The organism is Vibrio sp. 10N.222.52.B12 (assembly GCF_002875385.1).
In the GTDB taxonomy this organism is placed as follows: domain Bacteria; phylum Pseudomonadota; class Gammaproteobacteria; order Enterobacterales; family Vibrionaceae; genus Vibrio; species Vibrio jasicida.
In genome coordinates this window covers 38,742-52,882 of the sequence record NZ_MDAW01000036.1, presented here as the reverse complement: position 1 = coordinate 52,882, position 14,141 = coordinate 38,742, and the positions used below count along the sequence as shown (strand labels likewise).

The 14,141-nt window shown below is 44.9% G+C and carries 11 protein-coding genes; 4 read left to right on the top strand and 7 right to left on the bottom strand.

What is annotated here, in order from left to right:
• Positions 1–16 precede the first annotated feature (16 nt).
• On the bottom strand, positions 17–529 hold the full coding sequence (locus BCT11_RS02280; protein ID WP_102386968.1) for an ACT domain-containing protein: 513 nt from the start codon (positions 527–529) through the stop codon (positions 17–19).
• A gap of 240 nt (positions 530–769) precedes the next feature.
• Positions 770–1,672, bottom strand: coding sequence for a DUF3943 domain-containing protein (locus tag BCT11_RS02275; RefSeq protein WP_038871838.1), 903 nt, complete (start codon positions 1,670–1,672; stop codon positions 770–772).
• A 199-nt stretch (positions 1,673–1,871) separates the two neighbouring features.
• On the opposite strand from BCT11_RS02275, the gene BCT11_RS02270 reads away from it, so the two are divergent.
• A complete protein-coding gene (locus BCT11_RS02270) occupies positions 1,872–3,104 on the top strand; it encodes a CinA family nicotinamide mononucleotide deamidase-related protein (RefSeq protein WP_102386967.1) in 1,233 nt (410 codons plus the stop codon).
• A gap of 80 nt (positions 3,105–3,184) precedes the next feature.
• On the opposite strand, the gene yfaE is transcribed toward BCT11_RS02270, so the two are convergent.
• The 4 genes from yfaE to ubiG all read right to left on the bottom strand — a co-directional run bounded on the left by yfaE (position 3,185) and on the right by ubiG (position 8,164).
• The gene (gene yfaE / locus BCT11_RS02265) at positions 3,185–3,463 is read right to left on the bottom strand and encodes a class I ribonucleotide reductase maintenance protein YfaE (protein WP_102386966.1); all 279 of its coding nucleotides are present in this window, start codon (positions 3,461–3,463) and stop codon (positions 3,185–3,187) included.
• Positions 3,463–4,596, bottom strand: a complete 1,134-nt coding sequence (nrdB, locus tag BCT11_RS02260; RefSeq protein ID WP_038871828.1) for a class Ia ribonucleoside-diphosphate reductase subunit beta — start codon at positions 4,594–4,596, stop codon at positions 3,463–3,465. Before nrdB ends, yfaE begins: the two co-directional genes overlap by 1 nt.
• A gap of 80 nt (positions 4,597–4,676) precedes the next feature.
• The gene (gene nrdA / locus BCT11_RS02255; RefSeq protein ID WP_038871826.1) at positions 4,677–6,959 is read right to left on the bottom strand and encodes a class 1a ribonucleoside-diphosphate reductase subunit alpha; all 2,283 of its coding nucleotides are present in this window, start codon (positions 6,957–6,959) and stop codon (positions 4,677–4,679) included.
• A gap of 497 nt (positions 6,960–7,456) precedes the next feature.
• Positions 7,457–8,164, bottom strand: coding sequence for a bifunctional 2-polyprenyl-6-hydroxyphenol methylase/3-demethylubiquinol 3-O-methyltransferase UbiG (ubiG, locus tag BCT11_RS02250; RefSeq protein WP_102386965.1), 708 nt, complete (start codon positions 8,162–8,164; stop codon positions 7,457–7,459).
• A gap of 309 nt (positions 8,165–8,473) precedes the next feature.
• Between ubiG and gyrA the strand changes: the two genes are divergently transcribed.
• The 3 genes from gyrA to BCT11_RS02235 all read left to right on the top strand — a co-directional run bounded on the left by gyrA (position 8,474) and on the right by BCT11_RS02235 (position 12,458).
• Positions 8,474–11,116, top strand: a complete 2,643-nt coding sequence (gene gyrA / locus BCT11_RS02245) for a DNA gyrase subunit A (protein WP_042605893.1) — start codon at positions 8,474–8,476, stop codon at positions 11,114–11,116.
• A gap of 121 nt (positions 11,117–11,237) precedes the next feature.
• The gene (locus BCT11_RS02240) at positions 11,238–11,861 is read left to right on the top strand and encodes a tetratricopeptide repeat protein (RefSeq protein WP_042602730.1); all 624 of its coding nucleotides are present in this window, start codon (positions 11,238–11,240) and stop codon (positions 11,859–11,861) included.
• Positions 11,862–11,903: 42 nt separating this feature from the next.
• A complete protein-coding gene (locus tag BCT11_RS02235; protein WP_039977597.1) occupies positions 11,904–12,458 on the top strand; it encodes a hypothetical protein in 555 nt (184 codons plus the stop codon).
• Between the two features lie 105 nt (positions 12,459–12,563).
• On the opposite strand, the gene nrfA is transcribed toward BCT11_RS02235, so the two are convergent.
• Positions 12,564–13,991, bottom strand: a complete 1,428-nt coding sequence (nrfA, locus tag BCT11_RS02230) for an ammonia-forming nitrite reductase cytochrome c552 subunit (RefSeq protein WP_038871812.1) — start codon at positions 13,989–13,991, stop codon at positions 12,564–12,566.
• Positions 13,992–14,141 lie beyond the last annotated feature (150 nt).

The window sequence follows — 14,141 nt, the reverse complement described above, 5'->3', positions numbered from 1 at the left end:
GAGTGGGAACAGTGCGTTAACCTTCAACAATCACGCGCGTATCTTCACTTAGTGCTTCTAGCTCATTCGCTACGTCATCAATGCCTAACTCACTTGGCAACTTAATCGCCATTTTCGCACTGAAAAGACTTGAGCTAACACCGCCGCCGCCAGCAATAAACACACGTTGGCAGTCCATATCAAGAATAGAGATGCCTTGTCCGTCTAGGACATGAGTGATTTCATTGACGATACCAGCTCGGTCGTTGGCATCCAGACGCAATTGAAAAACCGTCTCTTGAGCGTGAGCATACGGTTCTGAATCAACAAATTTTACGACCAATGTTTGGCACGCTGAAAACGCTTCTTTAACAATGTCTGCGTTTTCTTCAGGAAGTTCAACCTTGATAACACCGGCGACCTGATCTTCAATAAAGTTCACTTTACTGATTAACCATTTGCCGTCGTTTTCGTGTGTAACAGCTGCAAGCTGTTTAATGGTCGCTGGTGATGCCTGACCGACAAAATTAACGATAAACACTGTGTTCATAATGTCCCCTCCCGGAATAAGGTTTGGGTGCGGCACGGTAGACGTATCGCTATAGTTATTTGGGCTTAAGGTTCAAGAACTTAAGTTAATAGAGTTTTTCCTTAAATTCAGTGTAGATGTTGGGGGAGGGTTAGGTTTGACAAAGGTCAATTTTTCACACTAATTCGTGATGTAAATAATGAAAACTATGCTTGGGGCACAAAAAAAGCAGCTCGTGAGCTGCTTCTTAAATGTTTGGTTTTAGAAGGTTACCTTCATTTCAAAACCGTAGAAGACGTTGTCGTAGCTTGCGCCTGCGTCCATCGCGAATTTCGCGGCATCTTGGTTGCCGAACCAAGGCGATGAGCTGAATTGGAATTCTGCGCTACCACCCCAAGCGTCGGATACCCAATAGTGGATATGACCAACCGGGTTTAGGAAGAACAGAGACACATCCCCCATTGTTTCTGAACCCATCACCTCGCCACCACCTGCAATAATGTCTTGCTCGGCTGTTAGCATCATCTCACCAACCACGGCACCAAAAAATGGAGTAATAAACAAGTCTTGCCATGATGGGATTTCTGCAAATGCTTCTACGCCGTATTCCCAGAAGAACGTCGACATGGTCGCAGAATATAAAAACGATTCAAACTCGTTGTAGCCTGCGTGACGTGCAGCCGTATAGTAAACACCGCCAAAGTATGGGTGCATAACGTAGTTTAGGAAGTGTTCATCACGATCCCAAACTGGACCGCTTGAAACGTTGTCTTTCCATTTACTACCAAGCTTACTCATGTCACGATCTTCATCGTCCCATTTCGTGATGCTTTCAGGTAGCAGTGTCATCAAACCGACGGTTGCGACACTCAAGCCAAGAATGGTGTATGTCTGCCCCATTAAATAGTCCCAATCTTTATCTTTAGGGATGATGAGGTGTTTTGGTTGAAGACCAGCGTCAAGGTTTAAAGAGTCATCATTATCCAGACCCATAGCGAAACTACGATTTTGTGGCTCGAAGCTATACAGAGTGGTTGTTTCGCAGTAACCTGACAAGCAATCAGGCGTGTAAGAAAACTCAATATGATTAGTCATATCGTACTGGCTTGCGTTTGCTGAAGCAGATGCTGTCAGAACAAGACCACTTAGCGTTTTCTTGAACATGGATGATTTTGACACAGAGGTCTCCGAGTTGTTGGTTTGATGATCGGGCTCACAATTATCCCTTAAAAGAACAGCCATTTAAATACTTGACCTACATTTAATCTCAACAATTTGACTAAGAGATTAGTCTAATAAAAAGAAAACGATATAGGCACAATGTCGAAAAAAAGTGAATTTTGCCTATTTCCAGGAGTCAGTTGTGAAAATTGCGATGCTTAGTACCGGAGAAGAAGTGCTTCACGGTGATATTGTTGATACGAATGCAGCTTGGTTGTCGAGCTTGTTTTATCAACATGGATTTGGCTTAACCAAGCGCTCGACGGTCGGAGATAAACAGTCGAGCCTTATTGAAGAATTTCTCATGCTTAGCTTTAACAACGATGTTGTTATTGTTAATGGAGGTTTGGGCCCAACTACAGATGACATGAGCGCCGCGGCAGCGGCAAAAGCCGCCGAATGTAAGTTAGTACTGTTCAAAGATTGGTTAGAGAATCTGGAGTCGATGTACGCTCGTCGTGGTATCCCAATGCCAGACAGCAACCTCAAGCAAGCGATGTTGCCAGAGACGGCAGAAATCGTAGATAACCCAATCGGCACCGCTTGTGGTTTTAAGATGCTGATCAATGATGCGGTTTTCTATTTTACCCCTGGTGTGCCAAGTGAATTTAAGTTGATGGCAGAGGCGCAGATTCTGCCTGATTTAAAAAAACAGTTTCCTGAAATCGAAAGCTCGTCATGCAGTCGAATTTATACCTTTGGTCTCTCTGAATCTGGTATTTCTGACAAGCTCGATCAAATGAAATTGCCGCAAGGTTATGAGCTTGGCTACCGCTCTTATTTGCCTTTTATTGAAGTGAAGCTGTTTGGGCCATCTAATCAACTAGAGCAGCGTATGAAGCTCATGCAGCTCATTCACAAGCACCTTGAGAGCAACACGGTGAGCGTTGACACACCAATGGTTGATCACGTCGGCCACTTGCTGGTGGAGAAAGGGTTAACCTTATCGGTTTCTGAGAAGAGCAGTGCCGGGCATTTAACTTATTGGCTCAATGGTGATGAGAACGTCGAAAAACAATTTGGACATGGATGGGTGCTCTCAGCGCAGAGCCAAACCATTACTGATGAAGGTGATCCGTTAGCGGCGACGTTTGCGTTGGCGGGTGCGACGCGTGAGAAGTGTGGTACTGATTTAGCGTTAGTCACAGGTAAGCTTGATGAGGGCGTTTTCTCTGTCGCACTTTCCACTTCAACGGGAGAGTGGGGCGCGTTGTATAAGTTATCGAGAAAATACCAACGTGACGACCAAGTGAAAGTCATCAGTGCGGCGGCACTAGATATGCTACGTCGTTATTTGGAACGCAAGCCAATGTCTGCACAATACGCTTTCTTAGAGAAAGTCAAAGAAATGCACATTCCAAGTAGTGCGCTTTAGGCTAATGGCAGACTGCCCAATTTACATAGTAAAAAGCCAAGATGATTGTCTTGGCTTTTTTGTATTTGTTAGAGCTAAGCTTATGCGCGTTTTTCTTTCATCGCATAGTTTACGCCACCAAGCGAAACACTGGATTTCGCTTTGCAAATACAAGGCAGAATCTCATCTGGCTGAGTGTAAGCCATTGCAAAACCTACATACTCTACCTCACCAGATTCTAACTTGCAGCGACAAGCACCACAGTGGCCGTCTCGGCAGTTATATTCTGGTAACAGTCCAGCTTGCTCCATCGTCTCCAAAATAGTATTGGATGGGTTAGACTCAATGCTGACGAGTTTGTTGATTTTGATGGTTGGCATTACAGCTCAAATCCTTCGAAGTCGTCTGCGCTTACTTCGTTGTCAATTTGACCAACAAGGTAAGAAGAAATCTCTGCTTCTTGTGGCGCTACTTGAACGTTATCCGATGACAACCAAGCGTTGATCCATGGGATAGGGTTCGTTGTTGCTTCTGGGTATGCCATTGGTAGACCTACCGCTTGCATACGGATGTTGGTGATGTACTCAACGTATTGGCTCAGGATATCTTTGTTCAAACCGATCATTGAACCGTCTTTAAATAGGTACTCTGCCCATTCTTTTTCTTGCTCAGCCGCTTCTTTGAAAAGATCAAAACAGTCTTGTTTTGCTTCTTCAGCGATTTGCATGAATGTGAAGTCATCTTGGCCGTTGCGTAGCAAGTTGATCATGTGTTGCGTGCCGTTCAGGTGAAGGGCTTCATCACGTGCGATCAGCTTGATGATTTTCGCGTTACCTTCCATCAGCTCACGCTCTGCGAAAGCGAATGAACAAGCAAAACTTACGTAGAAGCGGATGGCTTCTAGTGCGTTTACTGACATCAAGCACACGTACAATTTCTTCTTCAAGTCGTACAGGCTAACTTTAACCGTTTCGCCATTTAGAACGTGCTCGCCTTCACCGTAGCGGTGGTAGTCATTTGTCGCTTGGATCAAATCATCATAGTAGTGTGCAATGTCTTTCGCGCGCTTTAGGATATGCTCATTTTCAACGATGTCATCGAATACAACACTTGGATCATTCACGATGTTACGGATGATGTGCGTGTATGAACGAGAGTGGATCGTTTCAGAGAAAGACCAAGTCTCAATCCATGTTTCTAGCTCTGGCAAAGAAACAAGCGGAAGTAGTGCTACGTTCGGGCTACGACCTTGGATTGAATCTAGAAGCGTTTGGTACTTCAAGTTTGAGATGAAGATGTGCTTCTCATGATCTGGTAGCTTGTTGTAATCGATGCGATCGCTTGACACGTCAACTTCTTCTGGACGCCAGAAGAAAGACAATTGTTTTTCGATTAGCTTTTCGAAAATTTCGAATTTTTGTTGGTCGTAACGAGCAACGTTCACGGATTGACCAAGGAACATTGGTTCCTTTAGCTGGTCATTTTTGTTCTGGTTAAAAGTACTGTAAGCCATAATGCCTCAATTCCTTTTAGACCTCCCCAAGAGGGGAGGCGTTCGATAGTCTGTTTTTACGTATTGTTCAGTGGGGAAGATTAAATCTTACAACCGCCGCCTGCACAATCATCATCTTGTGGTTGAACTGCGTCTTTCTGGTCGTCTTTCGCGCCATCACGAGTGTTATGGTAGTAAAGTGTCTTCACACCAAACTTATACGCAGTTAGCAGGTCTTGAAGAAGCTTCTTCATTGGAACCTTGCCAGTTTCGTAACCTGATGGGTCGTAGTTTGTGTTAGCTGAGATCGCTTGGTCAACGAATTTCTGCATGATACCCACAAGATGCAAGTAACCGTCGTTAGAACCGATGTTCCAAAGCAGCTCATAGTTGTCTTTCAGCTCAGTGAAATCAGGCACAACTTGCTTCAGGATACCGTCTTTCGATGCTTTTACTGATACATAACCACGTGGTGGTTCAATACCATTTGTTGCGTTTGAAATTTGAGAAGAAGTCTCTGATGGCATCAGCGCAGTCAGTGTTGAGTTACGTAGACCGTGTTCAACGATTTCTTTGCGTAGACTATCCCAGTCGTAATGGAGTTCTTCTTCACAGATAAGATCGATGTCTTTCTTGTAAGTGTCGATTGGTAATAAGCCTTTCGCGTAGTTCGTTTCGTGGAACGAAGGACACTTACCTTGTTCTTTCGCAAGTGCTACCGATGCTTTCAATAGGTAGTATTGAATCGCTTCGAATGTACGGTGCGTTAGACCGTTCGCGCTGCCGTCAGAGTATTTAACACCGTTCTTCGCTAGGTAGTATGCGTAGTTGATAACACCAACGCCCAGCGTACGACGGTTCATTGTCGACTTGTATGCTGCTGGTAGTGGGTAATCTTGGTAATCAAGTAGTGCATCTAGTGCACGGACTACAAGTTCAGATAGCTCTTCGAAATCATCAAGAGATTTGATTGCACCAAGGTTGAACGCAGAAAGCGTACATAGTGCGATCTCGCCTGAGTCATCTTCAACGTTCTTCAGAGGCTTAGTTGGCAGTGCGATCTCTAAACATAGGTTTGATTGACGAACTGGCGCGACTTCTGAGTCGAACGGGCTGTGAGTGTTACAGTGGTCTACATTCTGAATGTAGATACGACCCGTTGATGCACGCTCTTGCATTAGCAGAGTGAACATTTCAATCGCTTTAACGGTCTCTTTCTTGATTGAAGGATCGTTCTCGTATTTCACGTATAGACGTTCAAATTCTTCTTGGTTTTCGAAGAATGCGTCATATAGGCCTGGTACGTCAGATGGTGAGAACAGCGTGATGTTGCCACCCTCTACCAAGCGTTGGTACATCAGTTTGTTTAACTGAACACCGTAATCCATGTGACGAACACGGTTCTCTTCAACACCACGGTTGTTCTTAAGAACCATCAGTGAACGAGCTTCACCGTGCCATAGTGGGTAGAACACCGTCGCAGCACCACCACGAACACCACCTTGAGAACAACATTTCACTGCAGTTTGGAAGTATTTGTAGAATGGGATACAACCAGTGTGGAATGCTTCACCACCACGGATTTCAGAACCTAGCGCACGGATACGACCTGCGTTGATACCGATACCAGCACGTTGAGATACATAACGTACGATTGAGCTCGCCGTTGCGTTGATAGAATCAAGGCTATCACCACACTCGATCAGCACGCATGAGCTGAACTGACGAGTAGGAGTACGTACACCAGACATGATCGGTGTAGGTAGAGAAATCTTAAATGTCGATGTCGCATCGTAGAAACGCTTGATGTAATCAAGGCGTGTTTCTTTCGGGTAATTTGCGAACAGACAAGCTGAAACTAGGATGTATAGGAACTGAGCACTTTCGTAGATCTCGCCAGATACACGGTTCTGTACGAAGTACTTACCTTCTAGCTGTTTTACAGCAGCGTAAGAGAAGTCTAGATCGCGTTTGTGGTCTAGGTACGCATCAAGTTCGTCTAGTTCTTCTTTTGTGTAGTCTTCCAGAATGTGCTGATCGTACTTACCCATATCAATAAGACGAGCTACGTGATTGTATAGCGTTGGCGGCTCGTATTGGCCGTATGCTTTTTTACGTAGGTGGAATACCGCTAGGCGAGCAGCTAGGTATTGGTAGTCCGGTGTTTCTTCTGAAATCAGGTCTGCGGCAGACTTGATCATCGTCTCATGGATATCTGACGTGGTGATGCCGTCGTAAAACTGGATGTGAGCACGGAGTTCTACTTGAGATACTGAAACGTTGTTAAGACCTTCGGCAGCCCAAGTGATAACGCGATGGATTTTTTCCAGATCGATAGTTTCTTTACGGCCATCACGCTTGGTGACGGTAAGTTGTTGGTTCATTCTGCTTTATTTCCCTAAGAAAACTGATAAAAGCCGTGTTTTTGTTTGTTTATGTGCAAAACTTGTAAAATTTGCGGCGGCTTTGTGATCAAAGTCTATCTATATATTGTAGCTTAAACACAACATATAGGGGTTAATTTGTTTTCGAGTTACAAGATAGTGCTGTTACCCCAATTTTTCAAGGCACAGGTTTGGGATGACTTGTGGATAACTAACAAAATAAAAAAATCAGTAAGTGAACACTAACCGATGAGAAAAGGGCGGACTTGAATGGGGAAAATTACGTTTTTCAGATCGGTTCATAAATAACCGCATGTAAAAATATTTTCCTTGATCTTTGATAGTTTTTGTCTGTTAAAAATAGATTGGTCAAAATGGAATCTAGAGCACTATTTTTATACAGAATATGACAAAAAAAGCGGTGCATTTATGCTACCGCTTTTCACTTAATTTCATATTTTAATGAAAGGATATCTCTTGGCGAGATGGTGACATTATCAATACTTCTGAGTGTGCACGATGTAGTTTACATCCACATTACGGCCTAGTTTGTAACTGTCGTTTAGCGGGTTGTAATGTAAGCCGGTGATGCCCATTTCTGTTAGGTCAGTTTGGTCTATCATCTTCATCATTTCTGCTGGCTTGATGAACTTTTCATGGTCGTGCGTGCCTTCAGGAACAATCTTTAATAGTTTTTCAGCACCCACAATCGCAAACAAGTAAGATTTGATGTTGCGGTTTAGTGTAGAGAAGAAGACATGGCCACCAGGTTTCACAAGTGCTGCACACGACCGGATAACCGAAAGCGGGGCTGGCACGTGCTCAAGCATTTCCATACAAGTGACGACATCGTAAGACCCCGCATTTTCTTCTGCATGGTCTTCAATCGTGCTTTGGATGTAAGTCAACTTGGTGCCTGTTTCAAGCGCATGAAGACGAGCAACTTCGAGAGGCTCTTTACCCATATCTAGCCCGGTAACTACGGCGCCTTCTTTTGCCATACTCTCGGCAAGGATGCCACCACCGCAGCCAACATCGAGTACTTTCTTCCCAAACAGGCCATCGGCTTTGTCTAGGACATAGTTCAAGCGAAGCGGGTTAATTTGGTGAAGAGGTTTGAACTCGCCCTCTAAATCCCACCAACGAGAAGCCATCTCTTCGAATTTCTTAATTTCACTAGGGTCGACGTTTTGTGCTTTAGTCATGATAGTTATATCGCTTCGCTAATAGTCCTTTGGAAGGCGAGATTATACTCCAATGGTACGATACGTTAAAACTGCTTCTTTTCTCACAATCGCTACAGGGGAGATTTTTGAACGACGTTGGTGGAAATGTAGTCAGTTTTCAGAAAGATATGGGATGAATGTGCAAATTCTCTTCATTTAACTCATAACGAAGCTCACAACCTGATAAAAGGAGCGGGAAAGTGATGCCCCGTTGATGAATTGTGTGTTATATTTTTGCACCTTACACGTATCGTAATTACGATCAGATAATAGAGGGATAATGGCTCTATGAGCGATTTAGCTAAAGAGATCACGCCCGTAAACATTGAAGATGAGCTTAGAGGTTCATACCTAGACTACGCGATGTCAGTAATCGTGGGTCGTGCTCTTCCAGATGTGCGTGATGGCCTAAAACCAGTACACCGCCGCGTTTTATTCGCGATGAACGTACTAGGCAACGATTGGAACAAACCATATAAAAAATCAGCCCGTGTTGTCGGCGACGTAATCGGTAAATATCACCCACACGGTGATAGTGCTGTGTACGACACAATCGTACGTATGGCTCAGCCGTTCTCACTTCGTTACATGCTGGTCGATGGTCAAGGTAACTTTGGCTCGATCGATGGCGACTCTGCTGCGGCAATGCGTTATACCGAAGTACGTATGGCGAAAATTGCCCACGAGCTTCTGGCTGACCTAGATAAAGAAACCGTGGACTACGTACCTAACTACGATGGTACGGAGCAAATCCCAGCGGTTCTTCCAACGAAAATTCCTAACCTATTGGTAAACGGTGCTTCTGGTATCGCGGTAGGTATGGCAACCAACATCCCGCCACACAACCTTGGCGAAGTGATCGATGGCTGTCTTGCATTCATCAATAATGAAGAAATCACCATTGATGAACTGATGGATTACATTCCTGGTCCTGATTTCCCTACGGCAGCACTTATCAGCGGTCGTAAAGGCATCGTAGACGCGTACAAAACTGGTCGCGGCAAAATCTACATGCGTTCAAAAGCGGACATCGAAGTGGAGAAGAATGGTAAAGAAACCATCATCGTCACTGAAATCCCTTACCAGGTAAACAAAGCTCGCTTGATCGAAAAGATCGCTGAGCTAGTGAAAGATAAGAAAGTAGAAGGCATCAGTGCACTGCGCGACGAGTCGGATAAAGACGGTATGCGTATTGTTATTGAATGTAAGCGCGATGCAGTGGGTGAAGTTGTACTAAACAACCTTTACGCACAAACTCAGCTTCAAACCACTTTCGGTATCAACATGGTTGCGCTAAACAACGGCCAACCACAGCTATTCAACTTAAAAGACATGTTGAAGTGCTTCGTTGACCACCGTCGTGAAGTTGTAACTCGTCGTACTATCTTCGAACTACGCAAAGCGCGTGAACGTGCTCATATCCTTGAAGCACTGTCTCTTGCTCTTGCAAACATCGATGAAGTTATTGAGTTGATCAAAAACGCACCAACACCAGCAGAAGCAAAAGTTGGCTTGGTATCGCGTGGTTGGGATCTTGGTAACGTAGCATCAATGCTTGAGCGTGCTGGTACTGATGCAGCTCGTCCAGAATGGCTAGAAGATCAATACGGTATCCGTGATGGTCTGTACTACCTAACTGAAACTCAAGCGCAAGCAATCCTAGAACTTCGTCTACACCGCCTAACCGGTCTAGAGCACGAGAAGATTCTTGATGAATACAAAGCACTTCTAGAAGAAATTGCAGAGCTAATGCATATCCTTGCAAGCACTGAGCGTCTAATGGAAGTGATCCGCGAAGAATTAGAAGCAGTTCGTGATAGTTACGGTGATGTTCGTCGTACAGAAATCACAGCAGCAACCCATGACATTGACATGGAAGAGCTGATTGCTCGTGAAGACGTGGTTGTGACTCTGTCTCACGAAGGTTACGTTAAGTACCAAATTCTAAGCGACTACGAAGCTCAGCGTCGTGGTGGTAAAGGTAAGAGTGCAACGAAGATGAAAGATGAAGACTTCATCGAGCGTCTACTTGTTGCAAATACTCACGATAACATCCTATGTTTCTCTACTCGTGGTAAGACTTACCGTCTGAAAGTTTACCAATTGCCGCATGCAACTCGCACTGCTCGTGGTAAGCCGATCGTAAACATCCTTCCGCTAGAGGAAGGCGAGCGTATTACTGCAATCCTTCCTGTTGATGAGTTCTCTCCAGAGAAATTTATCTTCATGGCAACGGGTGACGGTACGGTTAAGAAGACCCCACTGAACCAGTTTGCAAACGTACGTTCAAACGGTCTAATCGCTGTTAACTTGCGTGATGATGACTCGCTAATTGGTGTTGATATCACCAACGGCGATAGTGACATCATGCTGTTCTCTAAAGCAGGTAAAGTGGTTCGCTTTAGCGAAGACAAAGTACGTGCAATGGGTCGTACAGCGGCGGGTGTTCGCGGTATGAAGTTAGCAGACGATGACCAAGTGGTTTCTCTGATCGTTCCATCGAACGAAGGTGACATCCTAACCGTTACTCAAAATGGTTATGGTAAACGTACTGAACTAGCAGAATACCCAACGAAAGGTCGTGCAACTCAGGGCGTTGTGTCTATCAAGGTTTCTGAACGTAACGGTCCAGTAGTTGGTGCGGTACAAGTAGAAGAAGGCGATGAGATGATGATGATCACCGACGCTGGTACTCTAGTTCGTACACGTGTTGCAGAAGTTAGCCAAGTTGGTCGTAACACTCAAGGTGTGACTCTGATCCGTACAGCAGAAGACGAATCAGTGGTTGGCCTACAGCGTATCGATGAAGTTGAAGAAGTTGAATTGCCTGAAGGCGAAGAAGCAGCCGAAACGACAGAAGTGAATGCAGAGCAACAAGCACCTGAAGCGCCAAAAGCAGATGACGCAGAAGAAGGCTCTGAAGAAGAATAATCTTCACCTTCATAGCTAAATGTGAAAGCCGAGCTAAATGCTCGGCTTTTTTGTATTTGTATCACCGCAATTCAAATCATAAACCAGTAAACTGTGCGTACATTCTCCGATAGGTCGTGTTATGTCTGTTTGGTTTTTTGTTGCCATTACGTTGATGGGTTTGTTCATCGTCTTGTTGTCCTTGAGCGCGTCTCGAATAAAACCGGCAAAATGGTTTGGTTTTTGCGTATTAGTTTTCGTTCTGACGACCGCTGGCTTTTTGCTATTTCGACAACCGCCGCCACCGCCGATTCAAGCCGAAATGTCACGCATGATGACCACTCGCGACATCATGGAAGAGATTCAAACCCAACTTCGGGAGGAGCCTAATAATGCCGAGCTTTGGTTCCAGCTAGGGCAGGGCTATTTGCTCGAAGGAGAGTTTGATGGTGCTCTTATTTGTTTCGACTACGCGATCCAATTGACTGACCCAGTCAGTGCTACTCAGCTTGCCGCTAAAGCGACGACCCTGTATTACATTCATAAGCAAGCAATGACGGATGAAGTGGGTTTGTTGCTTGAACAAGCGCTACAACTTGAACCTCACAATGAAGCGGCTTTGTCTTTGATCGCAAATGACCATTTTTTGTCATTCCGCTTTCAGGAAGCCATTGATACTTGGGTACTATTATTAGATTCTAATGATCCAAACTTAGATAGAGTGCAAATCATTAACTCTATCAACAAAGCAAAAGAGCTGTTGTAGGCGTACAATTTAATAAGCAGTAGAGGGAAAGGTGGGCAACGAATGAAAAATAAAGCACTGAGCATATTGGTTTTGCTGTGCGGCTCTATATTGGCGGGTTGTAGCTCTTCCGATCATTCTGGCTCTTCCTCTTCGGTTTATTATTCTTCAGGTTACTATGATCCTTGGTGGTACGATCATGACGACTACTGGATTTATTACTACCCGGGTTGTTGCGACAACGACGATGAATACAAAGAGAAGCTCGAAGAATGGTGGAATGGCTTAGATGAAGACCAACAGCAATCGATTAAAGACAAGGTAGAAGATTGGAAGGACGATGATATGTCCGCCAATATTGACAATATGAAGCGTCAGTTAGACGACCATTGGCAATCGCTTCCTGAAGAACAAAAGCAGGAGATTCAAACCAAGTGGGAAAATCGCCCGGAGCGTATTGAGCCTGCAGCTTTACAAGACAAAGCCGTGAAAGAAAAGGTTCAACAAAGAAAAGCATTACCGGAAACGAAAATCCAGCGACCAGTTGCTCGTCCAAATGTGCAGATGCCTAAAGCACGTCCAAATATCCAACCTAGGCCGAGGCTTCCTCGTCGCTAGTGAATCTAATTTTTATCTCTCGATAAGATTGAGGATGAAGAAATAAAGAAAGGGGCGTACTGTGCGCCCCTTGTCGTATCTATTTAACCATATCTGTAAGTTTAATTAGTACGTGGCTTCGCGTTCGGCTGCAGCCTTATCCCAATCTGGAGCAATGGTTTCCAAGAAGTCTTTCTTATCGGCGTTCATTTTCTCCATGTCCATACCGAGTGCTTGCTGCGCTTTCGCTTTAGTGGAGATGTCCGGGATCTGTACTGGTTCGGTAATGCCTTTCTTCGCAAGTAGACGAACAAGTTTAGTACGCGCATCCGCAGCACGGTCAACGGCGGTACCGAGCACTTCGAGCGCAACTTCAGGTGCATGCATGTGGACACCGTGAGACGCTATTGCATAGTCCCAACGCCATTGTGCGTGACGGATGTCTTGTAAGATTGGTTGCATTTCTTCTTCTGTTGCACCGGCATCCCAAGCCGCTCCTGCTTCAAAGTGTGCAGCAACGATTTGTTTCTCGGCGGTTAGCTTCATGTTCAATACTTGCGCCTTACGTGTTGAAACGATGCCCTGTAGCTGCTCTTTTGTTTGAGTGTGGCATTGCGCGCACGTATCATCAAAGCGATCAAATGGGTTACCGACTTTATGATCGGTATACACAGTGCCATCTTCTTTGGTTACTTTCGGCATGTGGCAGTCTACACAAACTACTTTGTTCTTACCGTGGATGCCTTCTCGCCAAGTTTCGTAACCAGGGTGTTGTGCTTTTAACATGGGTGCTTTAGAAACGGCATGCGTCCAATCTTTGAAGTTTAGTGCGTCGTAATACTTCTCCATGTCGTTTACTGAAGTTCCCATATCCCAAGGGAATTTGACCGCTTTTGTTGGGCCTGTGAAGTAGTATTCAACGTGGCATTGTGCACAAACAGAGGCTTGTTGATCGAGGCGGGATTGCTCATCAAATTTTTTGCCAATCGTATCAAAAGCTCGCTCAACATACGGGCGAGTGACCGCAAGTGCTGGCTCGCCATTTTTGAACTCCTCAGAGCGAGTATCGTGACAGTCAGAGCAGCCAATAGGATTTACGATTTCTGAGCCCAAGCGTGCCCATTTTCCCTCGAAATACCCATCTTCACCTCGTTCATCAATCACACGTGCGACATCTGGGCTCTTACAGCTCCAACACGCCATTGGCATGGGACCTGATTTTTCATCGGTGGGAGCACCAGTGCGAAGTGTTTGACGAACATCATCGAGAGCGTAAAAGTGCCCGCGAGCCTTATTGTAGTCTTTAGCGAAGCCATAGCCAGCCCAAAGAATGACCATATTAGGGTCTTCTCCGAGTGCATCTTCAATATGTTCGCTTTCAGATGTCGCTTTCCAAGAATGGTATTGGTCAGGATGGTTTTGTTCGAAGGCGTCATTGCGTGGATCGATGAGACCTTTATCTTCCGCCGCCAACGGAGCGCCGACCAAAAATAATTGGCTGGCGAATAAGGTCGCAACCGCGATAGGTGTGCTCATCCAGTGTTTTATGCTCACGGTGTTATCTCCATATTCATTTTTATTAGCAGCGTTGTGAGAAGCTATTCCAAATAAGAATCGGAGATCTACTGTTTATAATATGGCTTAATTAAATAGATGAAATAGTGAGCGGAACTTGTTTTGTTTTAGATCAATTTATACCAGTGA

Excerpts from the sequence above, each read along its gene's own strand:
- BCT11_RS02280 (WP_102386968.1), bottom strand. The coding sequence starts at position 529 with ATGAACACAGTGTTTATCGTTAATTTTGTCGGTCAGGCATCACCAGCG.
- BCT11_RS02275 (WP_038871838.1), bottom strand. The coding sequence starts at position 1,672 with ATGTTCAAGAAAACGCTAAGTGGTCTTGTTCTGACAGCATCTGCTTCA.
- yfaE (WP_102386966.1), bottom strand. The coding sequence starts at position 3,463 with ATGCCAACCATCAAAATCAACAAACTCGTCAGCATTGAGTCTAACCCA.
- nrdB (WP_038871828.1), bottom strand. The coding sequence starts at position 4,596 with ATGGCTTACAGTACTTTTAACCAGAACAAAAATGACCAGCTAAAGGAA.
- nrdA (WP_038871826.1), bottom strand. The coding sequence starts at position 6,959 with ATGAACCAACAACTTACCGTCACCAAGCGTGATGGCCGTAAAGAAACT.
- ubiG (WP_102386965.1), bottom strand. The coding sequence starts at position 8,164 with ATGACTAAAGCACAAAACGTCGACCCTAGTGAAATTAAGAAATTCGAA.
- gyrA (WP_042605893.1), top strand. The coding sequence starts at position 8,474 with ATGAGCGATTTAGCTAAAGAGATCACGCCCGTAAACATTGAAGATGAG.
- BCT11_RS02240 (WP_042602730.1), top strand. The coding sequence starts at position 11,238 with ATGTCTGTTTGGTTTTTTGTTGCCATTACGTTGATGGGTTTGTTCATC.
- BCT11_RS02235 (WP_039977597.1), top strand. The coding sequence starts at position 11,904 with ATGAAAAATAAAGCACTGAGCATATTGGTTTTGCTGTGCGGCTCTATA.